The sequence below is a fragment of the Nonomuraea sp. NPDC050022 genome, assembly GCF_044460705.1.
In the GTDB taxonomy this organism is placed as follows: domain Bacteria; phylum Actinomycetota; class Actinomycetes; order Streptosporangiales; family Streptosporangiaceae; genus Nonomuraea.
Genome location: NZ_JBITKE010000002.1, coordinates 604422 through 629648, shown reverse-complemented (window position 1 = coordinate 629648; position 25227 = coordinate 604422). Strand labels below are relative to the sequence as shown.

The following is a 25227-nucleotide window of genomic DNA, read 5'->3' as shown; positions in this document are numbered from 1 at the left end:
AGGAACGCTTCCCCTCGGCGGTACCTTTCTTGGAGGACCGGGGTCAATGCGGGAACCGGCCTGCGCTTCGCCTGCCGCCATTCCCGATCCCTCTCGTGCGAGTTCCTCGGAGGACCGATAGAGGCATCGACCATACCCGGAGCGCTATCGGTCTCGCGCCCCGAGGCTGGCCTGATCGGCGGCGGTACGGCCGGCCGCCCAGCCCTCCCGGTCCCAGGACGTGCGGATCGCGTGCGAGATCAGGTTCGGGAACATGCGCTCGACCGCCTGCTCCACCTCTTGCTCACGGGCCGCCAGCACCGGCACCAGGTCGGTGCCCCGGCTGGCGCTCTCCTGCGAGACCGCGGCCGCCGTGGCCTCGGCGAGCCGCTCCCCGATCCTGGAGGCGAACGCCGACAGGAACGACTGGCGGAATGTCTTGTTCCTCGATCGGCCGGTGCCGTGCTTTCTGGTGCCCGAGTTCACCAGCGCGGTCTGCGCCTGCACCAGCAGCGAGGTGAACAGCATCTCCACCCAGGACAGGTCCGCCCAGAACCCCAGCACGGTGGCGAACCCCAGCTCCTTCGACCAGATCACCCGGCACCTGTTGGCCTCGGCGATGAGGTTGAGCAGCACGGCCTTGGGCTGCTCGTACGGCGCGTCGATGCCGACCCGGATGCCCGCCGGGGCCTCGCCTCCGCCTGGTCGCGCGTCCAGCATCGCCGCGTCGATGCTGTACTTCGCCATCAAGCTCTGCGCCGCCGACGTGAACGTCTCCGCCTCCGCCTCGTACGTCGTCGACTCCGCCTTGGCGAGCAGCGCCCGCACCCGCGCGAGCGTCTTCTCGCTGACCGCGTGCGAGCGTGCCTGGACCGTACGGCGAGCGGCCCCGGGCGGCGGGCTCAACGACTCCAGCCGGGGCAGCCCGGTCAGCAACCCCAGCAGTTCCAGCACGCCGGAGACGGTCATCAGACGGCCGGCCCCGCCGCGCGCCTGCCGCGCCGCCAGGTAGCCGCCCTTCCACCACACCGCGGCCTGCAGGCCGGCGAGTTGGTCGCGCCAGCGCTCATCCACCATGGCCGGCGCGTAGGCCCGCATCTCCCAGGCGATGAGGTCAGCCGCCGCCCGCCCGTGCCAGTCGGTCAGCCGCCTGGCCGCGATCCTGACCACGTCGGCGGGCTGCCAGCCGTTGCGCCACAACCCCGAGATCGCACAGGTCACAACCTCCACCAGCACGCGATCGGCGTCGTCCCGGTCGGCCAGGAAGGCGGCGGCGGAGTCGAAGGACGCCTGATCCTCGCGGGCAAGCGCCTCCATCGCCGCGCCGATCAGCTCATTGGCCTTACTCACACATGCCGTCCACCTTGATAAAAGTCCCCCAGGACTCTACCGTGACGGAGCCCCATCCCCTGCGTGGGTGAACCTCAAGGCGTCCCGCACCGGCCCGAGCGGGGCCGGATTCCGTGCCGGTCAACCTGATGGCGCGTCAGTACACGTCCGTCGCATAGCGTCCCGCCGCTCGCATCTCCCGCAGCCATCCGTCGCCGTCCTGGTCGTCCGAGATCGTGGCGCCGATGCGGCCGAGTGCCTCTTCGACGGCCGGGCCCATGCCGGTCGCGTCGCCGCAGACGTACACGTGCGCCCCGGCGTCGATCTGCGCGGCGGCGCCGGGCGCGAGCCTGTTCGCCGTGACTCCGGCTCCTGCTGCCGCAGCCCGGATGGGGAGGGCCCGTCCCAGAGCTGTGCCCGCGTTGGTCACGACGACGGCCTTGCCGTTCAGCGCATCCATCGGTTCTGACTTCCTGCCGGCAGCGGAAGGGCTGTCGGGTGTCACCAGGCGACCGGCAGTTCGTGGACGCCGTAGGCGGACATGTCGTGCCGGAACTTCACTTCCTCCAGCGGCACGGCCAGGCGCAGCCCCGGCAGCCTGCGTAGCAGTGCGGGTAGCGCGACCTGCAGTTCCACGCGCGCCAGGTTCTGCCCGAGGCACTGGTGGATGCCGTAGCCGAAGGCCAGATGGCCGCGGGTGTTGCGGCCGAGGTCCACGGTGTCGGGCTGGTCGAGGAACGCCGTGTCCCGGTTGGCGGCGGGCAGGTTGACGGTCACCGCTTCGCCGGCCCGGACGAGTTGCCCGCCGATGGTGAGGTCCTCGGTGGCCACCCGTACGATCATGTCCTGGGCGATGGACAGATAACGCAGCAGCTCCTCGACGGCGTTGGCCACCACGGCGGGGTCGTCGGTGTCGCGGATCCGAGCGGCCGGTCCGGGTTCTGCAGCAGCGCCAGCGTGCCCAGGCCGATCATGTTGGCCGTGGTCTCGTGTCCGGCGAACAGCAGGATCATGCCGTTCATGGCGGCTTCTTCGCGGCTGAGCTCGCCCGTGGCGACCCGCTCGGTGAGCAGGCGGCTGATGAGGTCGTCGCCCATCGCGGGCCGGATCCCGGCCCACGCCCTGGCCTCACCTCACCGCGCCGACTTCCACATCCTCATCCTGATCACCGCAGGCGAAGGCCGACATGAGATCGACTTCGCTTCCCACCCCTGCTCGCCTGGCACCCTGCTGTGGATACGGCCGGGACAGGCCCACCGCTTCCACCACCCCGGCAGCCTCGACGGCAAGGTGGTCCTGTTCACCGCCGACTTCCCACCCGATCTCGACAGCGCAGGGCCGCGGCTCACCGGCTGGCTCGCCGCTCCCCGCTGGACCCCGGCCGGACCCGACCTCACCGCTATCTCCACCGCGATCGACCAGATCGCCGCTGAACGCGCCGCGTCCGTCCACGCGATGCCCGTCGCCCTGCTCCGCCACCTGCTGGCCGTCCTGCTCCTGCGGATCGATCGGCTGCCGACCGAGGACGACCGCCGCGTCGACTCCGCCGCCGCCGAACTCTTCGGCCGATTCCACGCCGAGCTCGAACGCTCCTACGCCCTCACCCGCTCCGCCGAGCACTACGCCGCCCGCCTGGGCTACACCGTCAAACACCTCACGCGCGCGTGCGTCGCCGCCGCCGGCCACCCCGCCAAACACCTCATCGACGCCCGCGTCGTCCTTGAGGCCAAACGCCTGCTCGCCTACACCGAGGTCCCCGTCGCCGACATCGGCCGCCGCCTCGGCTTCACCGACCCCCCAACTTCGGCAAGTTTTTCGCCCGCCACACCCACACCACCCCCGGCGCCTTCCGCCGAATACAGAAGGCATCGGGCTGAAGCAGCCCCCTCGTCATCGAGGGCAGCGAGGAATTGACCGGCGCCCACCCGCTGCGCGGAGCCCGGCTCGGGGCCTCCTCACCGAGGTCGCGGTGGACCTCTATGCCGTCGAGCGACGCGTGCAGGTCGTGGATGTAGTCGCCGTAGCGGCGCACGTTATCTTCCTGGTGAGGGGACACGATGGCCACGTCGGCGCGATGCTCCTCCGGGTCGTTCTCGGCGTGACGAAAAGCACCTCGCCTCTCTCGGCCGGGTGACGTCCCCATCACAAGACCACGACCCACGGCTTATGAGGCCGTGGTTTTGCGTGGCACGCGGTGTCGGGATGTGTCGCGGGATCAAGGGTTCCGCTGGTCGGAGCGAGGCTTTCGCGGGCGGTCGTGTCGGGGTTTCCGCCCTGAATCGGGGTCGCGTGAGAGTGCAGGTCCCCCCACGGTCTCCCCTGGCGCCCCATCTCGGGGATCACGTGGAGGGGTAGAGCGGTTCTGAATTCCGCGCGGCGGCCCACCTTATCGATAGCGACGAGGCACATGATCGCGTCTACCACTTCTTCTAGGACGCCTCCACCTACGCGACTGGCTGTACAACGCCGACGACCCAGTGGTGGCAGCCAGGCAGCAGGCCTCAAGCACCAGCAGAAGACCTTCATCAAGAGAGCCCGGAACTCCTATGGCTCCGGCAAGCCGCCACTCAGTTGATCAATGGGAACGGCGACGGGCTGCCAAGACCACGGTGACCTTGGCGATGGCTTCGGCGCCACCAGCGAGGCTCGGAGACGACTAGATAACGATATGCAGTTGATCGACTACAAAGAGTGATAGTTCTGAGAAGTCACCACTTCCGAGACCCGAAAAGGGGCACCCTCGTGATCAAGCTTTCGCTGGCCGGTCTGACCCTGGCCGTCACCGCGGCGACGGTTGGGTTGGCTCTCGTCAACCCATCGCTTGCCGCGGCCCAAACGCCGGAGCAGCAGTGGTTCATGGAGTTCGACGGCGTGCCGCATGGAAAGATCTGGACGCGGAGCAGCGGGCACAGCCAGTGTCTGACCGCGAACACCTCCGTTACCGCCCCGTGCGGCAACAACACCCCGGGGCAGTACTGGTTCATGGAGTTCGACGGCGTGCCGCATGGAAAGATCTGGACGCGGAGCAGTGGGCTCAGCCAGTGTCTGACCGCGGTCCCGAACACCTCCGCCGTCACCACCGCCCCGTGTGGCAACAGCACCCCGGGGCAGTACTGGTTCATGGAGTTCGACGGCGTACCGCAAGGAAAGATCTGGACCCGGAGCAATGGGCTCAGCCAGTGTCTGACCGCGGACCCGAACACCTCCGCCGTCACCACCGCCCCCTGCGGATGACCTCTCGACTCTCCGTCGCCTAGGTGGTCAGTACGACCGTTGCATGACTTTGGGCTCACCTTTGGCTGGCCCCAACAAGGGCCCCGGCTGCGCCAGCAGGATCCCGAGCGAGATCATCGGCTTCAACTGCGCCTAGCCGCACCACCGCCCGCTCCGAGCCGGGAGCGGGCGGACCGCCGCGTGATCGCGGTTACACAGCGCTCCTTTTCCTCCCTTCTAGCGGTCGTCGCAACCCCCAGCTTGGGGAGTGCGATGGACTTCGAGATCAGGGCAAGCCGGGAGCGGCAAGGCCCGAAGAAGCTGACCTGTGAGCGGGAGGCATACTTCCGGCCTATGGATCAAGGATTCAGCAGCCGCGAAGCGTGCCGGATCGTGGGGATCAACATCAGGACCGGGAAGCGGTGGCGGAACGGCTCGGCACCGAACAAGGCAAAAGAGAAGGGGGCACCGCCGACCGGACGACCGACGGTGCCCCCTTCGGACGCGTCCCGATACCTGCGGGACGACGAGCGGATCTACATCGCCGACCGAGTGCGGGAGAAGGCGTCGATCCGGGAGATCGCGCGAGCTGGGTCGTGCACCCTCGACCATCAGCCGGGAGATCCGCCGCAACCGGCACCCCACAGGCGGCCAGTACTGGCCGCACGCTGCTGTACCGCTTCAAAAGTCATGGCAGGGCGCTTGACCGGCAAGTCGACCTGATGCGGCGGTACGGGCAAGATCGGTTCTTGTGTCGGTCCGTCTCCTGTATTTGATCATAATTCGGTTGTTCGGCTGGCTGGTGCTGCTGGGCCGAGACGAGGCGACGAAGGATGTCGAGATCATGGTGCTGCGTCATGAAGTGGCGTTACTGCGGAGGCAGTCACCCGGCCGAAGCCGGACGGGGCCGATCGAGCGATCTTGGCCGCGCTGTCCCGGCTCTTACCGCCCGGGTTTGAATCCTGCGGAGCCGGAGGGTTGGCCCGGCTCCACGAGATGCCGACACCTCATGGAGGACCTTCCTGCGCGCCCAAGCGCAAGGGCTGCTGGCCGTCGACTTCTTTCATGTCGACACGATCTTTTTGCCTTCCGTGCCGAAAATCGGAGCGATGGAGCGAGAATGGTTGCGACCTCTGGCACCTACGGGTGCAAGAAGGGCCGCCTCAGACCGTCTGATACTTCTCCTGCTCCGCGAGGCACTGCGCCGCCTTGAGGAAGACCTTGCCCCAGAACGTCCTGACGTCCAGCGCGCCGGTCTCCAGGTAGCGCTGCATGATGTTGTCCTCAAGAGTGGGCGCGAGTGACGCTCCAAGGACCTCTATGACAAGGTCTTCCGGTAGCAGCCCTCGCTCGGCCACGCCTTTCCACGTTCCGATGACTCGGACAGCCGCTTCTCGGGTGTCCTCACGATCCAGTGCCCGCCTGAAGGTGGCAATGAGCCCGAACCGGTCGCGTGGGTCGGAGATGTCGGCTCCGTCTGGGCCGCATAGGGCGATGATGCCCTCGTCGGTGGACGCGAGCCCCAAGACGGCCACGATGCCCGCACGCTCGGTCACCGGCTTGTCGAACCATCCACCGATCACCGTGTCGAAGACGATTTGACGGTGCTTTCCACCCAGTGAGGTGAACGCCTTTGCGAGGATCTCGCTGTCCACTTCCTTGGTCTTGAGAGCGGCCCGCTGGAGACGTACGAGAGCCATTGTGGGCTCCTTCTTGCCGAAGACGCCGCCGCACACTTCGGCGACCAGTTCGACCAGCTGTTGTGGCGGGTTGTAGGCCAGCCAGGTGTACAGGCGTGCGCGAATGTACGGTCCGAACCTCGGGTCGATGGCTGCGTTGGAGAGAGCCTGGGCCAGGAACGACCGATTGTTCGCGAGGAGCACGTGCCGCAGCCGCTTGATGATCTCGCCGTCCCGGAAGTGCAGCGCCAGATCCAGCAGCGCGTCGATGACTCTGGCAGCGTCGTCGGGCGGCAGCTCTGCCGCCTGCTGCACGGCCCACTCGGTCAGCAGTTCCCGGTACAGCTGGAACTCGTCCCACAGATGCCGGCGCGCGGCGGTGGCGAGGCCATGATGGTTGGGTGCCAGGTAGGCCCTGTCCCCGCGCCGGATGATGTGGGCCTCCTCCAGCCGCTTCGAAGCGATGGTGTCGGCCAGTACCGCCGCCGGCCCCCGATTGTCGCCCAGTTTTACGCGCAGGGCCTCGGACATCTGCAGGATCGACAGCGTGCGTCCGCCATCGCAGAGCGCCGCGGACCAGAGGAGGGTACGAGTTCCGAGCGGTCGGGGGAACTTCTTCTCCAGCCAGCTCTCCCAACCGCTGTACTCGTCGGCGATGTCCTCCGCCTTCAGGCTGGTGGACTTCCCGATGATCTCGGCGAGCCGGGCAGCGTCCTCGGCCCGGGGCGACGAGCCGAAGATCTTGGCCAGGGGCTCCTCGTCGAGCAGGTGAGCACGGTCCTTGAGGCCGAAGGCGACAAGCTGCTGTTCCACAAGGTCGTGGGCGTCCGGGGACGGTAGCGGCACGAGCAGGTGTTTGAGGTGCTGGGTCCACGGCCCGGCCCAGACACGGCCGGTCACCAGCACGACGATGAAGGCTGCGCTCTCCCGCGGCCAGGACAGCAACCCCTTGCCGAAGTCCTCTGCGGGCTCCTCCGTCGCGTTGGACAGATCGAGGACGTAGCCATGTCCAGCCTCTGCCGGAGGCAGGAGACGGCGTTGGGGCCGCGACCAGGTGGGTTCGAGCTCGTGGAGTTTCTCGCGCGGAGAACGGTCCAGCAATTGCCGCAAGGCGGCGGTGTGGCGTCCCGTACCGGCGTCGCCGAGCAGGACCACGACGTGGTGCTCACGCAGTAGAGGGCCGAAGCGGTCCCATTCCTCACTGTCGGGAGCGACGAAGCGATCGTCACCGCAGACCGCAAGCTCGCCGTCCGTAATCGCACGGACCTCGACCAGGTCCTCGCCGTAGTTGTTGAAGTGCTGGACCCCGGCCACGAATGCCGTGGCTGTGTCGCTGACAGATACTTCCAGCGTCGTCATCGGTTCTAACCTCGGCAATTCGAATGAACGGCGACGTCACCGACCGATGCGCAGGTCATTGAACACCTGATTTCCGGCGGTGGAGAAGACCGTTCCAGATCCGGAATTGGTGATGTTGATGGTCGTGGTTCTGGTCTCCGGGGAACTTCCGACCGCGTGTGTGAGATCGAGCCCGTACCTTCGCAGTAGTTCGGCGCAGATCATGTGCTGGTCAAGGTCGCCCGCTCGGGGTCCGGCCTCCTGGGCGAGATCGTAGAGGCGTCCGAGGACGGCGTCCGCCGGTAGACCCGCGGCAGAGGCAAGGTTGGGGATCAGGTCGAGTTCCGCGCGCCAGTCGCGGCCGTCGCGACCCACCTGCACGGGCCACACGTGCAGGGCGGAGAGGACCTGGTGGGTCAGGGCCTCGGCCTCAAAGCGGCTACCGGTCGCCGCTGCAGTGGTCACGGCCGTCACGACATGGTCGTGACGGCTTCGCAGGCTGGCGCGGGTGACCCCTTCGCTTAGCAGTCGGCCGAAGGAGACCGTGTCTGGATGGGCGCGGGCCATGGTGGTCAGCTCGGCGAGGGCTTCCAAGTCGCCAACAGGGTCACCGGCCGCCAGGCCCAGGAGCAGGCGGCCGTCCTTCAACTCCTCCGTATGGGAGCGGCACGCCTCGATCGCGGTCGACATGACCTTGACGAACTCCGGGTTGCCGCCGGTAACCGACAGGCGCTTCTTGACCTGTATCTCGATGGTGGGACCCTGGCCTGCCGTGTCCGTTCCCACCACTATGTCGTCGAAGGCGTGACCGGCGACCCTCTGCTGCAGGGCGACGCGCTGGATGGGCAGTTGGATGCCGATCGGGACATGCGCCCCCCGCAACATTCGGCTCAGCAGCACGGCCGCGAGCCGGTACTCGAAGATCACACCAGCCCCGCCCGTCGCCTCCGGAGAGACCGCACCACCCGACACCCAGACCACCCGCCCGAACCGTTGGAAGTCACGCGACCATGAGAAGCGTAGACGGGACCACCGACAAAACGTTGGCAGGCGATGATCAATGAGGGAGCCGTTGAATGAGCTGGCCCGCGAGAAGACAGCTCCCATCAGGACAGCGCACCTCCGAAACCTCCGCATCGATCTCACAGCACTTGGCGGGAGAGTGTCACTCTAAGTGTGGAAATAATCGCTATGGGTAAATGGGCGTAGGTAGATCATCTTAACGCTTCGGGGGAGCGTCCATCATGTCGAGCACACGGGAACATCGACTCTGACCACCAGTTTCGCCCACAACCACGAGCAGACGGGAAGCCTGGCACGGGCTGCTCATCATGGTGGGGAAAGATCCCCCCATCCCGATGGCGCGGCGCTGCTGCGCGAGCTGCTCGGCGACCAGGTGCTGGACCTGATACTGGAACGCTCGCGAGACGGGGCGGGCGGGCTGCGGCTGACCCCTGAGGGCTCCATGCTGGGCGAGCTGGTCAAGGCGGTGCTGGAGCGGGCCTTGGAGGTCGAGCTGTCAACGCATCTGGGCTATGGCAAGCACGATCCGGCCGGCAACGGGACGGGCAACTCTCGCAACGGCAAGATCGACAAGACCGTGCAGACCGGAGTGGGCCCGATGCGGCTGGCCGTGCCCCGGGACCGGGCCGGCACGTTCGAGCCAGTGCTGGTGCCCACACGGGCCGTCCGAATCTCCGGCGGCCTGGACGACATGATCATCAGCCTGTACGCGCACGGCATGAGCGTGCGCGACATCCGGCACCACCTGCGCCAGGTCTACGACACCGACCTGTCACACTCTGCATAGGTCGTGCCCGGGACGGCGCGAGTGACCAGCGAGACGATCTCGCCAGGAACGAGTGTGCACGGATGAGACTCCCGTTGTCAGCCGGACACGCGAAACCCCCGTCGCCGCGCGGAAGCGCAGGCCAAGCGGGGGGTTTCGACTGGCCATGAGTGGTAGGGCGGGTGGGACTTGAACCCACGACCCACGGATTATGAGTCCGACCGTCGTTAGAGTTGGGTCATACCTTTGACCAGCGACAACATAGTTCGCACGCCGCCGTGTTGGCCTCATCGGGTGAGCATTGGGTAATGATCAGGGCTGAGGGGCTCTGTGTCACCTGCCCCTAGCCTCCGAGGGGTAGCGGTTGGAACTCCTGCAGAACGGCCGTCAGAGTGTCGTACAGCAGGCTACATTTGTCGGTCCGGTCCTCTATCTTGGCCAGCATGAGCGATGGCTGGCACACCTCCCTCGGCGACTTGCTTACCCGCGACGAGCGGATGGCGCTCTACGGCGGCGCCAAGTACGGCGGGATCGAGCCGTCCAGTACGACACAAAACGTCTTCGTCTATTCAGATCCCAGCCGCGGTGAAGCTTTCGGCTATAACTTCGACGGTTGGAACGACGATCGCACTGTCTTCTTGTACACGGGTGACGGCCGCGTGGGCGATCAACAGATGCGAGGTGGCAACCGTTCGCTTGCCGAACATCGCGCTGAGGGTCGGGTCGTCCGTCTCTTTATAGCCGACGGGGTGGTCTCAGGAACAGGTACCAAGACCCATCGCTATATAGGGCCGTTCGAGCTAGATCAAGAATGTCCGCACTTTACGGAGGAAGCACCCGACAAAGATGGCGAAATGCGTCTGGTGTATGTCTTTCGCCTTATTCCAATCGGGGAAAGCCTCTATCGCGATCTCGATAAAAGCGAATATGGAGATGTAGCCACTGCAACGCAGGCAGCGCTAGTTCCACTGGAAGTGAATAGCACCCCAACCTTCCGAAATCCAGGCGCTGCCCCTCGTGTCGCCTCGCGCCGTGAAAGCGATTTGTGCGCTCGATATGTAGCTAGCGTGGGGCGCCCATTTCAGCGATGGCGTATTGTGCCAGTCGGCGAGAGTCGTCCACTCTTCACTGACCTGTACGACGAAGAAGCTAACGAGCTCTACGAAGCTAAGGGGGTCACAACCCGAGATGCAGTTCGACAGGCCGTAGGGCAACTTCTTGACTATCGACGCCACATTGAACCTACGCCGCGGATGGCTCTACTATTGCCGCATCGTCCAAGTGCTGACCTCATCGAATATCTGCATGCTGTAGAAGTTTCGTGCGTATATGAGGCCCCCAGCTCAGGGTTTGTTCGCATCGCTGCGATATCCCGCCCAGAGCTTGTTCCTATATCAAATGAAGATTGAGGCGGAAGTGGCCGACGCACCTCTGAATCTAGACAAGCTCATAGATGGCGACGCTAGTCAATTCTCGCTCTATATTGATAAAATCGTCACGGTTGCGGGGGATAGTATCTCGCTGCCCCCAAATGGAATCACGGTTATAGTCGGGGGCAACAATGTAGGAAAAAGTACTTTCTTGCAGGAAATAAAAGTGCATCTAGAATGGCAAGGGGGAGCAAAGCGGCTCGATAAAATCGTTGACCGTATGGGTCTGCAAAAAACGGGTAGCGCGAAGGACTTAATTGCATGGCTGGACTCTCATCACGCTCGAACCGTAGAGAACAATCATGAGGGTTTTTTGGATCAAAATCAGACCCTCACCTCTATGCGGGGCATCATAAATGCATGGCAAACCGAGCACTTTAGTGGGAGCCTGCATGGACTTGCGGGACTTCTTGTTCATTCAGGCGACGCACACGCACGGTTTCAGTGGGTACAACCGCAGCCCGCGAGAAGCGACTATAGTGCCGCCGCCACACATCCACTCCATAGGCTGCAGGATGACGAAAATCTTTTGAAGGCAGTCTGCGACCTTTCGGAAATGATATTTCGTGAAAAGCTCATCCTCGATTGGTTGAGTGGGGAGGTTCGCCTCCGCGTCGGAGATCTGACCGTAGACGTGCCACCAGCTAATGCTATTACCGCAGAATACAGGAATGCGCTGATCGCACTCCCGCCCCTACACGCGCAGGGCGATGGCATGAAGAGTCTCATGGGACTTCTATTGCCAATAATAACAAGCCGCTATCCGATCGTCATCGTTGACGAACCTGAGGCATTCCTGCACCCACCTCAGGCGAATGTGTTGGGGAAAGTTCTGGGGCAACTGGCCCGAGATCGAGGCATTCAAATTATCGTCGCAACCCACGACAGGAACCTGCTGATAGGGCTACTGGAATCTCAAGCGCCAGTTTCGGTTGTGCGACTTGACAGAAAAGCTGATACCGTGCGTGCGCATCAATTGGATCCAAGCCGAGTCCAAGGTCTGTGGAGTGATCCCGTTCTTCGGTATACGAACGTGCTGGATGGATTGTTCCACAGAGTTGTAGTTCTTGCGGAAGCAGACAGGGACTGTCGATTCTACAAGGCTTCGCTGGATGCGGCGGAATCACTCCAACGACTTTCGTTCAATTCGGGTGATGTTCTCTTCGTTCCCGCAGGCGGTAAAGACGGTTTCGTGCGACTCGCGAGCGTATTGCAAGGAGTTTCGGTACCTCTGGTCGCCATCCCCGATTTGGATCTGCTTGACGATGAATCAAAGGTGAGGAAGCTCGTTAGTTCATTCGATGCAGAGTGGCAACCCCACTCTGCAGAGTATCGAGTTGCCACCAATGCTTTCCGGCAACCGCGAGCTACCGTCTCATGCGGACAGATACTTGCCCAAATTCAACTAGTTCTTCAGAGGGACCCAGATAAGGTATATGATCGCGCAATATCCGAACTAGTAAAGAGCGCAATGCGAGCCGAGCCAAGCCCTTGGCGGCAACTTAAGGATTATGGTGACCGTGCTTTCAAGGGCGAGGCTGCCGTGGCCGCGAATTCTCTCTTGGATTGGCTTGATGGCATCGGCATCGTTCTAGTTCGTGCCGGCGAGCTTGAACGGCTTGCGCCCCTGGTTGCCGCACAAAAAGGCGCCGGATGGCTGGATGCTGCTATACGGGAGGGCGCACACGAGCAGGAGCCAGCTCAAGATCATATCAAGCGATTGATACGTTCGATTGAACGGATGCTTGCATAGTTGAGCTGACGCGCTTCTGTGCCTCATACTGTCGTATGACCGCCCGGTCTTAGCTGTTCAAGGCACTCCTTACTCGAACAGCTAAGGCATGGATAGCGAAGTTTTTATTCCATCTGCAGTGGCCCTACGTGGGTGCTCTCGGTCACCACTAGAGTTCCATCCCCGCCCCAACTGGGAGCCCGTCACCAGTGTGGCGGAAGCCGACGATCAAAGGTGTCCCGGATATCCATTCCAGGCGTGACGCCGTACGCCTGGAGCAACCTGCACGCTCCGCTCAGCGCGTCCGCGACCTTGCCCTCCTCCGGGAAGTCCTTCACGTCCAGTCCGTTCTGACTGAGCAGGAATCCGACTTCACGAATGAGCTGGTATGGGTCGTAATACTGCTGCGGTTTGTCGCTCATTGAGATCCCCCTTACCACGCTTTCCCAGTAATGCGTACGTACGCCTCGATATAGCGCGCTCGCGTCGCCTCGACAATATTTTCGGGCACTTCCGGTGCCGGAGCCTTTTTATCCCATCCGGTGCCGGCGGCCCAATCGCGAACGAACTGCTTGTCGAAAGCGAACTGAGGCCGTCCCGGTTCCCAGGCTTCCAGTGGCCAGAAGCGAGATGAGTCCGATGTTAGGACTTCATCCCCCAGCGTGAGTTTGCCGTTCGCGTCCCAACCAAACTCAAGCTTGGTGTCCGCGATGATGATGCCGCGCTCACGAGCAATCTCAGCGCCGCGCTTGTAGACGTCGAGGGTGATCTGACGAAGTTCGTCGGCAACCTTCGCACCTTCCTGGCTCACGACATCATCAAGGGTAATGAATTCGTCATGGGCCCCGATCTGCGCCTTAGTCGTAGGCGTGAAGATGGGTTCTGGAAGTTGGGATCCCTCGACCAGGCCCGTAGGTAGCGACACGCCAGACACGGCGCCGTCGCGCTCATATTCCTTCAGCCCGAGGCCAGCGAGATAGCCTCGGGCGATACATTCGACCTGGACCATGTCGAGCTTACGGCACCGAACGGCGCGGCCCTCGAATTCCGACGGCACGTCCGTAGCGGAAAGTACGTGGTTCGGAACGATATCCGCGAGCTGTTCGAACCACCAGAGCGAGAGCTGAGTAAGGACCTTGCCCTTATCGGGAATGGGAGTCGGCAGGATCACGTCGTAGACGGACACGCGATCCGAGGCCACGAGGATGATGTCTCCCCGATCTTCATAGACGTCCCGGACCTTCCCGGAGTGGATGAGCTTCACTACGCTCCCTGCTCTTCCGTAAGCCTGTAGTCGTACGTAGACCAGCGTCCCGCGACGGTGACGTACTCTCCGTACTCGATAACGCCGCCCTCCTGGTCATACAACCAGTTACGGCCCCGTAGGACTGGCGCTCCTACCGGAACGCCTAGATCCTCCGCTTGCTGTTCGGTCGCCACATCGGCGCGCTGCTGGTCTCGACCGGACGTGAGGATTCGCCCCGTCTGCTCTTCGATGTACGCGGGCGTGCCCTGAACGAGGCGTTCAGCCGCAAGCAGCTTCGGCGCACCCTCGGCCAACGCCCCGTCGAACCACGACGTAGAGGCGGATACCGGCGTGTTGGTCTCCGTGTTCATGGTGACGCGATGACGCCGGATCGCGTTCGCCCCCGACTCCAAGCCGAGTGCATCCGCCACCTGATCAGGCGCGCTGACCAGCTCGCATACCTTGATCTGGGCAGCCTCATTAGGCGGGTAGATCCGCCCAGTACGGCGGATCGCCTGGAAGCGATCGCGGGGCGAGGTGTACTGCTCCTTGAGCACCGTCACGACGGTCCCGATGCCGGGAACCGCCCTGACGAGCCCTTCAGAGCGCAGCGAGGCCAGAACCTTGGTAGCCGTGGCCAGCGAGATTTCCCAGTCACGGACGATCTGACGTGCGGACGGGATGGTGTCGCCATCCTTCAGCTCGCCTGACTGAATCTGGCCACGGATGTGGTTGACGACCTGCACGTACGGCGGTTCTGGACGTTGGATGCTCGGGGACATCGGCCTCACTCTCCAAATCGGGCCAAATGGTGCGTTCTAGTACACCGGCCACCATCAGGGTAGCTCACCGTTTCGCTGTGCATGAAATCGGGGTCTAAGAATCTTGCGCTGCAGGGATTGACGGTGTCTTAGTACACCGTCTAGCGTACGTGTCATAGGACACCGCACAGCTCCAAAAGACTCCTAGGAAGGCGGCTTGAGCCGCGCGTGCCGAGTTCACCACAACCCCACCAAAGGAACCCACCATGACCATGCTCGTGACGTTCACGCACCCCGACGTGTTCGGCAAAGGTGTTGAGGAAGGTTGGGCCGACCCGCGCACCGACCCTGCACAGATCGATTGGGCCTCCCGCTTGGCCGCCGCCGCGATCCCGTTCCAGGTGATCGACGGTCGCCCGGTCAACCCGTGCGAGACGACCGGTATCCGCTACGGCCGTAACGAGCTGGGCCACTGGGGCGAACAGATGGCGGCCGACGCCATCGTCACCGCCCACACCGAGGCCGGCCGCTGGCTCGTCATGGTCGAACGCTCAGACGGGCACGGCTGGGCTATCCCCGGCGGCTACGTGGAACCTGGAGAGGATCCCGAGGCGGCGGCGGTTCGCGAGCTGGCGGAGGAGACCTGCCTGAACCTGTCGAGCATGTCTCGTCAGGTGCTTCCAGCGCGGTACGTGCCGGACCCGCGCGCCAGCGATGAGGCATGGATGGTCACCCTGCCCGTTCGGTTCGACCTCGGCGCGGTGCGCTACAGCGACCTTCCTGCCGTGGTCGGGGCCGACGACGCCAAGCGCGCCGCGTGGGTGTGGGCGAACAGCTACGCCCACCTGGACGCCTACCTCAGCGGGTTCGATGCCGGCCGCGTGTTCCGCGCCCATCAGGCCATGCTGCGCGACCTGCTCGGCTGACCTCCTCTACTCCACAGCCCCGATGGTCGCAGGCAGGGTTCGACTCCCTGCTGGGGCGCTCCGGCTGCTCTGCCGGGTTCACCAAGCCAAGGGAGTTTCCCTCATGCAGCCCGCCAAGAGTCTGACTCGGTTCCTGCCCACGCTGGTCGTAATCGGCATGGTCATCTATCTCTTCACCGACCCGCAGGGCGCCGCCGTGGCGTTCAAGTGGGCTTTCGAGGCGATCGTGACCGGTGCCCAGCAGTTCGCCGAGTTCGTCAAGGCCATCAGGCAGTGACCTCCGCATCCCGCTGGGGGCGGCCCTCATCCGCCAAGCCTGAGCCGCCCCCTTTCTCGACTCCTAAAGGAGTAGCACCATCATGGTTCACCGCGAACGCCCTATCCACCCGTCGCGCATGCTGCCTGAGCAGTGGCCGGCGGCCTGGCGCATCGACCACGAGCCGCCCCCGGCGGAGTGCGTCTATGACCCGGACCTGCACACCGGCCCGGCTGACGAGATCGAGCCGGCCGAGCAGCGCGCCGCCCGTGAGGACGTGGCGCGCGAGGTGTGCGCCGCCTGCCCCGTGCGCGCCTTGTGCGAGACCTACAGCATGCAGGTCCGCCCGACCTACGGCGTCTGGGCCGGCCGTACGGCGCGCGAGCTTGCGCTGTTGGACGCCATGCTCACGCCTGGCTTGTCGGAGGTGGCGTGATGACCGCCCCGGCCACCCAGCGAACTCTGGCCGCCCCGATCGCCGGCCCCGTCGTCCTTGACCTGGACATGCCGCATGGACAGATCGAGGTGCGCGTCTGCGACACCGACCGCGCCGAGATCGACCTGACCACGCCGGCCCCGGCCGACAGCCCCGCCGGCCAGGCCATCGCCGACGCAACGCTGGCCGCCGAGATGCGAGCGCTGACGGTACGCGTGCCCACCCTGGACGGCGGCGCGACCATCATCAGCCATACCCGCGGCGGCAGAGTCGTTGTCTCCGGAAACGTCAACTCCGGGATCATCGTCTCCGGCGGCAACATCACCATCACCGGTGGCAGCATCCGCGGCGGACAGATCATCTCGGGAGCGACCGTCAATCCCGGCGTCCGCGCCACGGTGTGGCTGCCGAACGGGTCGGCCCTGCGGGTGAGAACCAAGACCGCCGAGGTTCTGACCACCGGAGACCTTGAGTGGATGGACTTCGCCTCCACCTCTGGTGACCTGCTGCTGGAGGCATGCCGCAAGCTGGCCGTCTCCTCGACCTCCGGCGACATTCGCGCCGACATCGCCGATCACGCCGAGGTGCGCACCGTCTCCGGTGACATCGCCCTCGGCAGAACCGAGACCGCCACCGCCGCCTCCACCTCGGGTGACATCAGAATCGGCGACTTCGGCGGTAACGCCCGGCTGACCACGGTCTCGGGTGACATCACCGTGCACGCCACCGAACCCGGCCAGATCACCGCCCGCGCATCCTCCGGCGACATCCACATCAGCGCGCCCGCCGACCTGGCCGCCGCCACCGGCGAGAACGGCCTGATCGTAGATGCCCACTCCCGCTCCGGCGACGTGCGCACCCCACGCCCCCTCACCAGTCCTGCCCACCCGCGCCGCCCCCGGCGCCGATAGGAACAGGAGCCTTCACCATGAACATCGCATTTCTCCTGCTGTGGCCGTTCCTGACGTTCCTGGCCGCCATCGCCCTCGGCTCACTGTTGTGGAGGCGCTGATGTCTCGCATCCGCGCCGCCTTCTGGGACCCGACCGGTAGCCGGTATGGCATCCCCACCTACCCGTGGCGGATGGCCCCGCCGCACCTGCTCACGCTGCGGCAGCTCACCGCCGAGGGTCTGCGGCCCGGCGGGCAGGGCGTGCAGGCACAGGTGTTGTGGCGCTCGCGTCGGCACGGTGCGCCCGGTGTGCGTGCCGCCTACCTGTATGACGTGCGGTTCGCTCTCCCGAAGCGCACCGCCACGGAGCGGCAGCGCGCCGCCCTCGGCAAGGCCAACGCCGCCCGCCGCACCTGCCCGGAGTGCCTGCGTGACGTCGGCTATGTGCTGCCGCGCCACCTCGGGACCTGCCTGGACTGCGCCGAGGAGGTCGCCGCATGAACACCGCCGAGATCCGCGCCGAGCTGTGCGCCCTGTCCGACCGCATCGAGACCGAGCTGAACAACGAACACCGCAACCGTCAGGACATTCTCGAAACGGTCGCCACCGACCTGGACGACCTCATTACCCGCCTGGAGTCGTCGTGAACGGCCTCACGATCCGCCGGCCCGCCGAGGCCGTCGTGCCTCGGCTGTCGGTGGTGCCTGACCCGCCTGTTCTGGTGAGTGACCCGGCCGGCCTGTTCGCCGAGCTGGCCAGGCTTGACCTGCCGCTCGGCGAGTACGTGGTGTGCGGCAGTGCCGCCCTGTACGTGCGTGGCCTGCGCGCCCGGATGGGAGACCTCGACATCCTGGCGCGCGGCCCGGCATGGGCCAAGGTGCTGACCCTCGGCGTGCCGCCGACCGTGGCGCTGTCCGGTCACGGCCTGGTCGTCAACCATCCGCGCGCCGCCATCGAATTCGTGGACCGGTGGACGCCCGGTTGGCCAACCGAGTACCTGATCGCCTCGGCTGACCTGATCGACGGCATCCCGTTCATGCGTCTGGGCGACGTTCTGGCCTGGAAGCAGCGCGCCCGCCGACCGAAAGACCTGCCCGACATCGCCGCCGTGCATCGGCTACGCCGCCAGTGGAACGGCGACCCCATCCCCACCCGCGCGAACAAGACCGATTGGAGGAAAGCCGCATGAGCAGCATCGCTAATCCGACCCCTGACCCGGACGACATCTCCCGCACCCTGGCCGAGATCGAACGCCACCTGATCGAACCCACGCCGCCGACCGACCCGCCGCCCGCCGACCTGGAGGAAGCGGAAGCGTTGGGCGAAACCAAGCGCGTGCGGCAGTTGCGCGCCGAGGTCGCCGAGGCCCGCCACCTGGCCGCCCTCCAGACCGACGACACGCCGCTCCTGCTGGACACGGCCAAGGTGCGCGAGCGGCGCAAGAAGGCCCACGAGGCAGCCCGCCTGCACCTGCTCGGGCAGGATCCGGCGATGCGGGCATGGCAGGCCGCGCGGATGCGGCGCCTGCTGGTCACCGGCGCGATGGTGGCGCTGACGTTGGCGCTGGCCTGGTCCACCGCCGGCGTGCAACACTTCGCCGCCGACGGCGCCGAGTCGTGGTCACCGGCCTGGATATTCGCATGGCTGGTCGAGCCGTTCATGTCCATCGCCCTGCTGGTCGTCGTCGGCGCCCGCGCCTACCTCGGCACCCAAGGACAGCCGCTCAACGACCCCAAGCTGATCCGGACCGAGTACCTGTTCCTCGGCTTGACGCTCGGCATGAACGCCTGGCCGTACCTGCCCTGGACCGACGACGACTTCACCCTCTCGCGGCTGGTGCTCCACGTGCTGGGGCCCATCGTGGCCGTGGCCATCGTCACCGCCCTGCCGATCATCCTGGCCGCGTTCTCCCGGCTGAACTACAACCCGGACGCTGGGCTTACCGGCCTTACGTACAGCGCGAACACCGGTGATCGCGTCAGGCGCACCGCCGCCGAGGTGGCCCCGCTGATCGAACGCGCACAGGTCCTCATCGCGACCGGCAACCTGCCCGACCACCCAAGCGCCTCCAAGATCCAACGCGCACTGCACTGCGGCATGGACGACGCCCGCGCCGTCCGTGACGCCCTCGCTCAAGAGGCCGCGTGATGGCCCCGCGCAATCCGCCCGACGTGCCCATCATCTTCGTCGTGGATGAGTGTCAGGCGATCCTGGCCGACACCACCTCGCACACGCTGCTCGCCGAGATGCAGGCCGCCTACCGCGCAATGGCGGCGCGCATGCAGCTCACCCACACCACCGCCAACGACCAGGGCGCGGCTTCCGACTCCGCCAAGAACCGAGGCCGCGCCCTGCACCCCGCAACCTGCAACGACCACGAGGTGACTCCATCATGACGCATGACCCGTTCGGCGCCGCCGACCAGCCCGGCCCGCCGCCGGCGGCCGACATCGCCGAGAACCCCGACCAGGCCGGCGACGACAAAGGTGCGGACATCGTTCACCTGGACGACGCCCGCGCCGGCCGCCACCCGTACACGCCGGTCCACCGGCCCGACGACGACCCCGAGCCGACCAGCCCGGCCCCGGCCGCCGACCGCCCGACCCTGGACGGCCAGACCGTGCGGGTTGACCAGGGCGGTAAGGAGGAACGCGACTGGCGCGCCGAGCTGGAAGCCAAGCTACGCACCCGCCGCCCGGTGGTGCCGCTGTGGCTGCGCTCACGCGCCGAGGCGCTGCAAACCCTCGGCTGGCTCGGCAACCACTACGCCCACGTGGCCGGCTACCAGGCCGCCCGCACCCCGATGTATGTCGGCCGGCTGGCCTTCCGCTCCCCGCGCGGCCTGGCCCGGCTGGTCGGCGGCATGCTGCGCTGGACGTTCGACCTGGAAGGCGAGCCGGTACGGCTGGCCGCAGTCCAAAAGGCCGACCCCGAGGCGTACCTGAAACTGTCCCGGCAGCGTGACTCCCGCGTCCGGCTACGGGTTCCGACCACGCTGGTGGTGCTGGTCACGCTGCTGATCGCGGCCCTGATGGTGGCCGGCGCGCCGACCGCCGCCCAACTGGGTGCGCTGGCCGTGGCGCTGGCCGCCCTCGGCATCCTCGGCAAGCCGGCCGACCGGCCGCTGATCGAACGCGCCGTGCTGGCCTCCACCGTGGAGAAGCTGACCAGCGACATCGTCATCCGTGCGCTGACCGCGCTGAGCATTCCCGGCATCACGCAGGCCATGTCCAAGAACCCCAAGGACGCCATCCGGTTCGTCGCCCCGATCACCCGCGATGGCCCCGGCTGGCGGGCTGACCTCGACCTGCCCTACGGCGTGACCGTGGGCGACGTGCTCGACAAGCGGGAACGCCTGTCCGGCGCGCTACGCCGCCCGCTCGGGGCGATCTGGCCCGAGGGCGACTCATCCATCCACGAGGGCCGGCTGATCCTGTGGGTGGGCGACAAGGACCTCTCCAAGACCATCGTCAAGTCGCCCCTGCTCAAGGCCACCGGCCACGACGTGTTCAAGGGCATCCCGCTCGGCAACGACCCCCGAGGCCGCGCCGTCACGGTGCCGCTCATCCAGCACAACGTGCTGATCGGCTCACTGCCCGGCCAGGGCAAGACCGCCACGGTGCGCGAGCTGGCCGCCGGCGTCGTGCTCGACCCGAGCACCGAGGGCTGGTTCCACGAGCTGAAGGGCACCGGCGACCTCGACCCGTACGAGAAGGTCTGCCACCGCTACGTCTCCGGCATCCAAGATGAGGCCATCGCCTACGCTGCCGACTCCCTGGCCCTGCTGCGCAAAGAGGTCATGCGCCGCTCGGCGGCGCTGAAGTCGCTGCCGCCGGACCTGTGCCCGGACAAGCGCGTCACCCGGCAGATCGCCGACAAGCGCTCTCTCGGGTTGCACCCGCTGGCGGCCATCTTCGACGAGTGCCAGAACCTGTTCGCCCACCCTACGTACGGGGCAAAGGCGGGGGAGGATGCCGAGTTCATCATCAAGCTGGGGCGCGCCCTCGGCGTGGTGCTGATCCTGGCCACCCAGCGTCCGGACAAGGACAGCCTGCCCACCGGCATCTCGGCGAACGTGTCAATCCGGTACTGCCTGCGGGTGGCTGGCCAGATCGAGAACGACATGATCCTCGGCACGTCGGCCTACAAGAACGGTATCCGCGCCACGGTGTTCATCCCGGAGAAGGACGCCGGCACCGGCTACCTGGTCGGCGCCACCCCGATGCCCAAGGTGGTCAAGTCGGCCTACCTCGACACCCCGGAAACCCAGCTCATCGCCGATCGCGCCTACGCGCTGCGCAAGGCCGCCGGCACCCTGTCCGGTCACGCCCTCGGCGAGACCCCCGAACAGACCGCGCCGGCCTACGACCTGCTGGCCGACATCCTGGCCGTGGTCGGCGCCGCCGAGGCCAAGGTGTGGAACGAGGTCGTCATCGCCCGCCTGGCCGACCTGCGGCCCGAGGTCTACGGCGCCTGGGATGCCCTGGAGGGCGGCGCCAAGACCGCCCAGCTCACCACCGCACTCAAGCCGTACGGCATCCGCACCATGCAGGTCTGGGGCACCCCCGAGAGCGGCAGCAAGGGCGCCAACCGCATCGGCATCGCCCGCGACGACATCCTCACCGCCGTCACTGAGAGTGACAAGCGGCGGGGTTCCGAGGCGGCTTCCTAACCGCCCGATCGCCTCTAGATCTAGAGGCCACCCCCTCTAGGTCTAGAGGTTCCCCTAGACCCCGAAACCGCGATCTGCCAGGCATCTAGCGTCTAGATGCTGACCTGCGCAAACCCCGGAAACCCCGTCTGGAGCCCTGATGGCCACCCTCATCACCCTTCTAGTCGCCTGCCTGCCGCCCGTCACGCTCGGTTACGTCGGCTGGTGTTACGTCTCACCTTGGGGCGTCTGCCGGCGCTGCGCCCCCGGTGGCAAGAACCACACCTGCCGCGTCTGTGAGGGGACCGGCATGCGGCCCCGCCTCGGCTGGCAGCTCTACGTCTACCTCCGCCGCCTCCACCACGACGGCACCCGCTAACGGTCTGAAAGGACCACCCCGTCATGCCCAAGAAAATCAACAGCATTTACGTCGTCACCCCCGGAAGCCTGTGGGCCGACCAGCGCGCATTAGATCGCACCCTCCTGGTCGAAGCGATCGACGGCGAGCACGTCATCTGCACGACCCTCACCAACTCCCGCGACGTACAGCGCGCCCTCGACCTCCCGGTCAACGACTACTTCCGCGGGAACCCGCGCGACATGCGCGGCACCACCTCCCGCATCCGCCTGGACCGCTTCCGCCCCATCGCCAACGGCTTCACGTTCGTCACCGCGACCGCCGCCCACCTGTCCGCCCACCGCACCACCCGCTGACACCGAAAGGAAGACCCGCCATGTCCGGCGAGACCACGATCACCATCATCGGCAACCTGACCGCCGACCCCGAACCGCACGTCACGCAAAGCGGCCTGTCGGTGACGAGCTTCACCATCGCCTCCAGTACCCGCACCTACAACAAGCAGGTCGAGCAGTGGCAGGACGGCGAGGTGCTGTTCATGCGCTGCTCGGCGTGGCGCGACCTCGGCGAGCACGTCGCCGAATCACTCCCCCGCGGCACACGCGTCATCGCCACCGGCCGACTACGGCAGCGCACGTTCGAGACCAGCGACGGCGACAAGCGCACCGTCATGGAGATGACCGTAGACGAGATCGGCCCGTCCCTGCGCTTCGTCACCGCCAAGCCGGTCAAGGCCGCTCGCAGCAACGGCAACGGCCAGCGCAACGGCAACGGGGCTGCGGCGCCGTCGTCCGGCGACTTCGACGACCCGTGGGCCGGCGCCGCCCCGGCCGCGGTCGGAGCACGCGGCAACGGGTGGAACGGCGGCGGCGACGCGCCGCCGTTCTGACCCTCTCGTTCCTGCCGCTTCGGGGCGGCGCGGCCCGGCTCAATGGCCAACCGCCGCCCCGGAGCGCCCCATCCGGAAGGAGTCGCGTTCCATGCCATCACTCGCCACGGTCGCCCTGCCCAGTGACGACCAAGCGTCGCTGTTCACCGTCACCACCGCCTCGACCGACGTCGCCGCCGCGGTGTCGGGCTTGCCCTACCTGGCCGCCGACCCGGCCGGCAGCGATGCCGCGCTTGCGGGTGACGGCTACGGCTGGCTGGCCGCCGCGCTGCCCGCGCCGAGGCCGCCCGCCTGCCCGGTCTGCCACCGCCCGACCGTACTGCCCGCCTCGGCACCGGTGCTGTGGACCTGCCCTCACTGCCACCCCGCGGAGACCCGATGACCGCCACACCTACCGTCGCCGGCCCGGCCGCCGGCTGCTACGTGCGCGAGCACGACGGGCACACCATGACCATCCACGCGCCCGCAGGGTTCGACCCGGCCGCATTCACCCGCTTTGTCGGCGGTGAAGCGATGCTCGGGCTGGATGTGGAGACCAGCGCCATCGACGACAAAGGCCCCCGCCAGTTCGACCCCGGCTTCACCGTGCGGCTGGTTCAGTTCGGCTCACCCACCGAGGCGTGGGTCCTCGATCCTGCCGACCCCGGCCAGCATGTCGCGATTCGGGCGACGTTGGCCGACCCTGCGCGCCGGTTCGTCACCCACACCACCTACGACCCGCTCGCGGTCTGGGCGAGCTTCGGCGTGGCGCTCGGACAGCGCGTCATCGACACGCATCTGATCTCCAAGCTGATCGACCCGGACGAACGCGCCGGCCACGGGCTCAAAGAGCTGACCGGCCGCCACCTGGACGACGGTCTGAAGCAGGCCGAGGCCGCGTTGCACGCGCGGATGCGCGCCCTGGCCCCGATCGGGCACCGCGCGGGCAACACCTGGCTCACCTGGGGCTGGAACCACCTGCCCACCTCCGAAGAGACATATGTGGTCTACGCCGGCCTGGATGCCATCTACGTGCGGCGCCTGCTGCCGGCCCTGCTGCGGCACTGCCTCGACTTCACCCACCTGGTACGGATGGAACAATGGCTGGCCGCCCACGCGACCGGCATCACCATCCGCGGCCTGCTGCTCGATCGCCCCTACACCACCGCCCTCCTGGAGGGGCTTCAAGGCGAACACCGCGCCGCCGAGACCCGCATCCGGCAAGCCCTCGGCTTCCCCGGCGGCTCACCCCGCTTCGCCGCCTGGCTGGACACCCACCTCACCGAGGCCGGCGTCAACGCCACCGACCTGCCGCGCACCCCGACCGGCCGACTGAAGGTCACCACCGACACCCTCACCGCCCTGACCGGCCGCCATGCCGGCGCGATCCCCGAGCAGGTGCGCGACCTGCTGGCCGCCCGCCAGGCCATGGCTCGCACCTCGAACCTGATCAGCAACCTGACCGCGTTCCTGCGCGCCGCCGACCACGCCGGCCGCGTGCACCCGCAGATCAACACCCTGCGAGCCAAGACCGCCCGCATGTCCATCACCGGACCCGCGTTGCAAACGCTCAAGAAACACGACCCGCGGCTACGTCGCTGCTTTCGCGCCGACCCCGGCCACGTGCTCATCTCCTGCGACTTCTCCCAAGTAGAGGTCCGGGTGGCCGCCGCCCTGTCCGATGACCCGACCCTGAAACGGGTCATCGCCTCGGGCATCGACATCCACGACGCCACCGCCGCCCTGATGTACGGCGACGGCTACACCTCCGAACAGCGCACCATCTCCAAACGGTGTACCTTCGGCACCCTGTACGGCGGCGGCGCCAACGCGCTGGCCGACCAGACCGGCGTCACACCGGAGGTGGCCCGGCAGGTCATCGACCGGTGGCAGTCCACCTACCCGCGCGTGATCGCCTACACCAAACGCCTGGCCGACCAAAAGACAGTCACCACGCCCAGCGGCCGGCGCATCCCCGCCGACCCGGCCCGCGGCTACGCCAACGGCAATTACATGGTCCAATCCACCGCCCGTGACCTGCTGCTGGCCGCCGTCTACACCTTCGCCACCGCCCACCCCGACGCCAAGCTGTGGCTGTTCGTCCATGACGAACTCATCATCCAAGCCACCGCCCGCGACGCCGAACGCCTACGCGCCGCCCTGCACCAGGCCATGACGACCACCTTCCGCGGCGTGCCCATCCTGGCCGAGGCCGACATCCTCGGCACCCACTGGGGCCACCTGCCCGACCAGGACGCCGCCGAGACCCGCCAAAAGGCCGCATGACTCGCCGCCCCCAACTGGTGGCCTACCGGCCATCCGACAAGGCCACCAGTTGGGGGATT

General features: G+C 66.3%; 30 protein-coding genes. 21 read left to right on the top strand and 9 right to left on the bottom strand.

Going from position 1 to position 25227, the window contains the following annotated elements; genetic code table 11:
- Window positions 1-144: 144 nt before the first annotated feature.
- The 4 genes from ACIBO2_RS09500 to ACIBO2_RS09485 form a co-directional block, all read right to left on the bottom strand.
- Window positions 145-1329 carry a DUF2786 domain-containing protein gene (locus tag ACIBO2_RS09500; RefSeq protein WP_397296219.1) on the bottom strand — a complete coding sequence of 395 codons (1185 nt, stop codon included), beginning with the start codon at window positions 1327-1329 and terminating at the stop codon, window positions 145-147.
- A gap of 136 nt (window positions 1330-1465) precedes the next feature.
- Window positions 1466-1768 carry a hypothetical protein gene (locus tag ACIBO2_RS09495; protein ID WP_358550955.1) on the bottom strand — a complete coding sequence of 101 codons (303 nt, stop codon included), beginning with the start codon at window positions 1766-1768 and terminating at the stop codon, window positions 1466-1468.
- A 41-nt stretch (window positions 1769-1809) separates the two neighbouring features.
- Window positions 1810-2205, bottom strand: a complete 396-nt coding sequence (locus ACIBO2_RS09490; RefSeq protein WP_358550957.1) for a cytochrome P450 — start codon at window positions 2203-2205, stop codon at window positions 1810-1812.
- A complete protein-coding gene (locus tag ACIBO2_RS09485) occupies window positions 2148-2405 on the bottom strand; it encodes a cytochrome P450 (protein ID WP_358550959.1) in 258 nt (85 codons plus the stop codon). The genes ACIBO2_RS09490 and ACIBO2_RS09485 overlap by 58 nt, the downstream gene beginning before the upstream one ends.
- On the opposite strand from ACIBO2_RS09485, the gene ACIBO2_RS09480 reads away from it, so the two are divergent.
- From ACIBO2_RS09480 to ACIBO2_RS09470, 3 genes are all read left to right on the top strand, one after another.
- Complete coding sequence (locus tag ACIBO2_RS09480) at window positions 2389-3222, top strand: helix-turn-helix transcriptional regulator (RefSeq protein ID WP_358550961.1); 834 nt, start codon at window positions 2389-2391, stop codon at window positions 3220-3222. The two genes, ACIBO2_RS09485 and ACIBO2_RS09480, sit on opposite strands and share 17 nt — an antisense overlap.
- An 828-nt stretch (window positions 3223-4050) precedes the next feature.
- A complete protein-coding gene (locus tag ACIBO2_RS09475) occupies window positions 4051-4542 on the top strand; it encodes a hypothetical protein (RefSeq protein ID WP_358550963.1) in 492 nt (163 codons plus the stop codon).
- A 252-nt stretch (window positions 4543-4794) separates the two neighbouring features.
- Window positions 4795-5244 (top strand): hypothetical protein, encoded by a 450-nt coding sequence (locus ACIBO2_RS09470; RefSeq protein ID WP_358550965.1) that lies wholly within the window; start codon window positions 4795-4797, stop codon window positions 5242-5244.
- A gap of 440 nt (window positions 5245-5684) precedes the next feature.
- Here ACIBO2_RS09470 and ACIBO2_RS09465 read toward each other — a convergent pair whose 3' ends face one another.
- Together ACIBO2_RS09465 and ACIBO2_RS09460 are read right to left on the bottom strand one after the other, a co-directional pair.
- Window positions 5685-7559, bottom strand: coding sequence for a hypothetical protein (locus ACIBO2_RS09465; RefSeq protein WP_358550967.1), 1875 nt, complete (start codon window positions 7557-7559; stop codon window positions 5685-5687).
- A 36-nt stretch (window positions 7560-7595) separates the two neighbouring features.
- Window positions 7596-8645, bottom strand: a complete 1050-nt coding sequence (locus ACIBO2_RS09460; RefSeq protein ID WP_358550969.1) for a hypothetical protein — start codon at window positions 8643-8645, stop codon at window positions 7596-7598.
- A gap of 289 nt (window positions 8646-8934) precedes the next feature.
- On the opposite strand from ACIBO2_RS09460, the gene ACIBO2_RS09455 reads away from it, so the two are divergent.
- The 3 genes from ACIBO2_RS09455 to ACIBO2_RS09445 all read left to right on the top strand — a co-directional run bounded on the left by ACIBO2_RS09455 (window position 8935) and on the right by ACIBO2_RS09445 (window position 12510).
- Entirely contained in the window at window positions 8935-9348 is a 414-nt protein-coding gene (locus ACIBO2_RS09455; RefSeq protein WP_397296215.1) for a transposase, read from the top strand.
- Window positions 9349-9770: 422 nt separating this feature from the next.
- Complete coding sequence (locus tag ACIBO2_RS09450) at window positions 9771-10736, top strand: hypothetical protein (protein WP_397296213.1); 966 nt, start codon at window positions 9771-9773, stop codon at window positions 10734-10736.
- Window positions 10726-12510, top strand: coding sequence for an ATP-dependent nuclease (locus ACIBO2_RS09445; RefSeq protein ID WP_397296211.1), 1785 nt, complete (start codon window positions 10726-10728; stop codon window positions 12508-12510). The genes ACIBO2_RS09450 and ACIBO2_RS09445 overlap by 11 nt, the downstream gene beginning before the upstream one ends.
- A gap of 182 nt (window positions 12511-12692) precedes the next feature.
- On the opposite strand, the gene ACIBO2_RS09440 is transcribed toward ACIBO2_RS09445, so the two are convergent.
- From ACIBO2_RS09440 to ACIBO2_RS09430, 3 genes are read right to left on the bottom strand one after another with little or no spacing between them, the layout of a single operon-like run.
- Window positions 12693-12911 carry a hypothetical protein gene (locus ACIBO2_RS09440; protein WP_397296209.1) on the bottom strand — a complete coding sequence of 73 codons (219 nt, stop codon included), beginning with the start codon at window positions 12909-12911 and terminating at the stop codon, window positions 12693-12695.
- Between the two features lie 11 nt (window positions 12912-12922).
- On the bottom strand, window positions 12923-13753 hold the full coding sequence (locus ACIBO2_RS09435; RefSeq protein ID WP_397296207.1) for a phosphoribosylaminoimidazolesuccinocarboxamide synthase: 831 nt from the start codon (window positions 13751-13753) through the stop codon (window positions 12923-12925).
- Window positions 13753-14517 (bottom strand): GntR family transcriptional regulator, encoded by a 765-nt coding sequence (locus ACIBO2_RS09430; RefSeq protein ID WP_397296205.1) that lies wholly within the window; start codon window positions 14515-14517, stop codon window positions 13753-13755. The genes ACIBO2_RS09435 and ACIBO2_RS09430 overlap by 1 nt, the downstream gene beginning before the upstream one ends.
- 245 nt (window positions 14518-14762) lie before the next feature.
- Between ACIBO2_RS09430 and ACIBO2_RS09425 the strand changes: the two genes are divergently transcribed.
- From ACIBO2_RS09425 to ACIBO2_RS09355, 15 genes are all read left to right on the top strand, one after another.
- The gene (locus tag ACIBO2_RS09425; protein ID WP_397296203.1) at window positions 14763-15422 is read left to right on the top strand and encodes an NUDIX domain-containing protein; all 660 of its coding nucleotides are present in this window, start codon (window positions 14763-14765) and stop codon (window positions 15420-15422) included.
- 103 nt (window positions 15423-15525) lie between these two features.
- Window positions 15526-15699 carry a hypothetical protein gene (locus ACIBO2_RS09420; protein WP_225299549.1) on the top strand — a complete coding sequence of 58 codons (174 nt, stop codon included), beginning with the start codon at window positions 15526-15528 and terminating at the stop codon, window positions 15697-15699.
- Between the two features lie 82 nt (window positions 15700-15781).
- On the top strand, window positions 15782-16114 hold the full coding sequence (locus ACIBO2_RS09415) for a WhiB family transcriptional regulator (protein WP_397296201.1): 333 nt from the start codon (window positions 15782-15784) through the stop codon (window positions 16112-16114).
- Window positions 16114-17025 (top strand): DUF4097 family beta strand repeat-containing protein, encoded by a 912-nt coding sequence (locus ACIBO2_RS09410; protein ID WP_397296199.1) that lies wholly within the window; start codon window positions 16114-16116, stop codon window positions 17023-17025. The genes ACIBO2_RS09415 and ACIBO2_RS09410 overlap by 1 nt, the downstream gene beginning before the upstream one ends.
- A gap of 100 nt (window positions 17026-17125) precedes the next feature.
- Entirely contained in the window at window positions 17126-17506 is a 381-nt protein-coding gene (locus ACIBO2_RS09405; RefSeq protein WP_397296197.1) for an RRQRL motif-containing zinc-binding protein, read from the top strand.
- Window positions 17503-17652, top strand: a complete 150-nt coding sequence (locus ACIBO2_RS09400) for a hypothetical protein (RefSeq protein WP_397296195.1) — start codon at window positions 17503-17505, stop codon at window positions 17650-17652. The genes ACIBO2_RS09405 and ACIBO2_RS09400 overlap by 4 nt, the downstream gene beginning before the upstream one ends.
- Window positions 17649-18194, top strand: coding sequence for a hypothetical protein (locus ACIBO2_RS09395; protein WP_397296193.1), 546 nt, complete (start codon window positions 17649-17651; stop codon window positions 18192-18194). The genes ACIBO2_RS09400 and ACIBO2_RS09395 overlap by 4 nt, the downstream gene beginning before the upstream one ends.
- The gene (locus tag ACIBO2_RS09390; protein ID WP_397296191.1) at window positions 18191-19153 is read left to right on the top strand and encodes a hypothetical protein; all 963 of its coding nucleotides are present in this window, start codon (window positions 18191-18193) and stop codon (window positions 19151-19153) included. Before ACIBO2_RS09395 ends, ACIBO2_RS09390 begins: the two co-directional genes overlap by 4 nt.
- Window positions 19153-19401 (top strand): hypothetical protein, encoded by a 249-nt coding sequence (locus tag ACIBO2_RS09385; protein WP_397296189.1) that lies wholly within the window; start codon window positions 19153-19155, stop codon window positions 19399-19401. The genes ACIBO2_RS09390 and ACIBO2_RS09385 overlap by 1 nt, the downstream gene beginning before the upstream one ends.
- Window positions 19398-21677, top strand: a complete 2280-nt coding sequence (locus ACIBO2_RS09380; protein WP_397296187.1) for a cell division protein FtsK — start codon at window positions 19398-19400, stop codon at window positions 21675-21677. The genes ACIBO2_RS09385 and ACIBO2_RS09380 overlap by 4 nt, the downstream gene beginning before the upstream one ends.
- A gap of 139 nt (window positions 21678-21816) precedes the next feature.
- Window positions 21817-22035 carry a hypothetical protein gene (locus tag ACIBO2_RS09375; RefSeq protein ID WP_397296185.1) on the top strand — a complete coding sequence of 73 codons (219 nt, stop codon included), beginning with the start codon at window positions 21817-21819 and terminating at the stop codon, window positions 22033-22035.
- Window positions 22036-22058: 23 nt separating this feature from the next.
- Complete coding sequence (locus ACIBO2_RS09370; RefSeq protein ID WP_397296183.1) at window positions 22059-22370, top strand: hypothetical protein; 312 nt, start codon at window positions 22059-22061, stop codon at window positions 22368-22370.
- A gap of 20 nt (window positions 22371-22390) precedes the next feature.
- Entirely contained in the window at window positions 22391-22903 is a 513-nt protein-coding gene (locus ACIBO2_RS09365) for a single-stranded DNA-binding protein (protein ID WP_397296181.1), read from the top strand.
- Between the two features lie 91 nt (window positions 22904-22994).
- A complete protein-coding gene (locus ACIBO2_RS09360; RefSeq protein WP_397296179.1) occupies window positions 22995-23285 on the top strand; it encodes a hypothetical protein in 291 nt (96 codons plus the stop codon).
- Window positions 23282-25168, top strand: coding sequence for a DNA polymerase (locus tag ACIBO2_RS09355; protein ID WP_397296177.1), 1887 nt, complete (start codon window positions 23282-23284; stop codon window positions 25166-25168). The genes ACIBO2_RS09360 and ACIBO2_RS09355 overlap by 4 nt, the downstream gene beginning before the upstream one ends.
- Window positions 25169-25227: the final 59 nt, after the last annotated feature.

Coding starts and splice junctions, on each gene's coding strand:
- ACIBO2_RS09495 (WP_358550955.1), bottom strand. CDS start 1,768: ATGGATGCGCTGAACGGCAAGGCCGTCGTCGTGACCAACGCGGGCACA.
- ACIBO2_RS09480 (WP_358550961.1), top strand. CDS start 2,389: ATGAGGTCGTCGCCCATCGCGGGCCGGATCCCGGCCCACGCCCTGGCC.
- ACIBO2_RS09485 (WP_358550959.1), bottom strand. CDS start 2,405: ATGGGCGACGACCTCATCAGCCGCCTGCTCACCGAGCGGGTCGCCACG.
- ACIBO2_RS09470 (WP_358550965.1), top strand. CDS start 4,795: ATGGACTTCGAGATCAGGGCAAGCCGGGAGCGGCAAGGCCCGAAGAAG.
- ACIBO2_RS09465 (WP_358550967.1), bottom strand. CDS start 7,559: ATGACGACGCTGGAAGTATCTGTCAGCGACACAGCCACGGCATTCGTG.
- ACIBO2_RS09460 (WP_358550969.1), bottom strand. CDS start 8,645: ATGGGAGCTGTCTTCTCGCGGGCCAGCTCATTCAACGGCTCCCTCATT.
- ACIBO2_RS09450 (WP_397296213.1), top strand. CDS start 9,771: ATGAGCGATGGCTGGCACACCTCCCTCGGCGACTTGCTTACCCGCGAC.
- ACIBO2_RS09445 (WP_397296211.1), top strand. CDS start 10,726: ATGAAGATTGAGGCGGAAGTGGCCGACGCACCTCTGAATCTAGACAAG.
- ACIBO2_RS09440 (WP_397296209.1), bottom strand. CDS start 12,911: ATGAGCGACAAACCGCAGCAGTATTACGACCCATACCAGCTCATTCGT.
- ACIBO2_RS09430 (WP_397296205.1), bottom strand. CDS start 14,517: ATGTCCCCGAGCATCCAACGTCCAGAACCGCCGTACGTGCAGGTCGTC.
- ACIBO2_RS09425 (WP_397296203.1), top strand. CDS start 14,763: ATGACCATGCTCGTGACGTTCACGCACCCCGACGTGTTCGGCAAAGGT.
- ACIBO2_RS09420 (WP_225299549.1), top strand. CDS start 15,526: ATGCAGCCCGCCAAGAGTCTGACTCGGTTCCTGCCCACGCTGGTCGTA.
- ACIBO2_RS09415 (WP_397296201.1), top strand. CDS start 15,782: ATGGTTCACCGCGAACGCCCTATCCACCCGTCGCGCATGCTGCCTGAG.
- ACIBO2_RS09410 (WP_397296199.1), top strand. CDS start 16,114: ATGACCGCCCCGGCCACCCAGCGAACTCTGGCCGCCCCGATCGCCGGC.
- ACIBO2_RS09405 (WP_397296197.1), top strand. CDS start 17,126: ATGTCTCGCATCCGCGCCGCCTTCTGGGACCCGACCGGTAGCCGGTAT.
- ACIBO2_RS09400 (WP_397296195.1), top strand. CDS start 17,503: ATGAACACCGCCGAGATCCGCGCCGAGCTGTGCGCCCTGTCCGACCGC.
- ACIBO2_RS09390 (WP_397296191.1), top strand. CDS start 18,191: ATGAGCAGCATCGCTAATCCGACCCCTGACCCGGACGACATCTCCCGC.
- ACIBO2_RS09385 (WP_397296189.1), top strand. CDS start 19,153: ATGGCCCCGCGCAATCCGCCCGACGTGCCCATCATCTTCGTCGTGGAT.
- ACIBO2_RS09380 (WP_397296187.1), top strand. CDS start 19,398: ATGACGCATGACCCGTTCGGCGCCGCCGACCAGCCCGGCCCGCCGCCG.
- ACIBO2_RS09375 (WP_397296185.1), top strand. CDS start 21,817: ATGGCCACCCTCATCACCCTTCTAGTCGCCTGCCTGCCGCCCGTCACG.
- ACIBO2_RS09370 (WP_397296183.1), top strand. CDS start 22,059: ATGCCCAAGAAAATCAACAGCATTTACGTCGTCACCCCCGGAAGCCTG.
- ACIBO2_RS09365 (WP_397296181.1), top strand. CDS start 22,391: ATGTCCGGCGAGACCACGATCACCATCATCGGCAACCTGACCGCCGAC.
- ACIBO2_RS09360 (WP_397296179.1), top strand. CDS start 22,995: ATGCCATCACTCGCCACGGTCGCCCTGCCCAGTGACGACCAAGCGTCG.
- ACIBO2_RS09355 (WP_397296177.1), top strand. CDS start 23,282: ATGACCGCCACACCTACCGTCGCCGGCCCGGCCGCCGGCTGCTACGTG.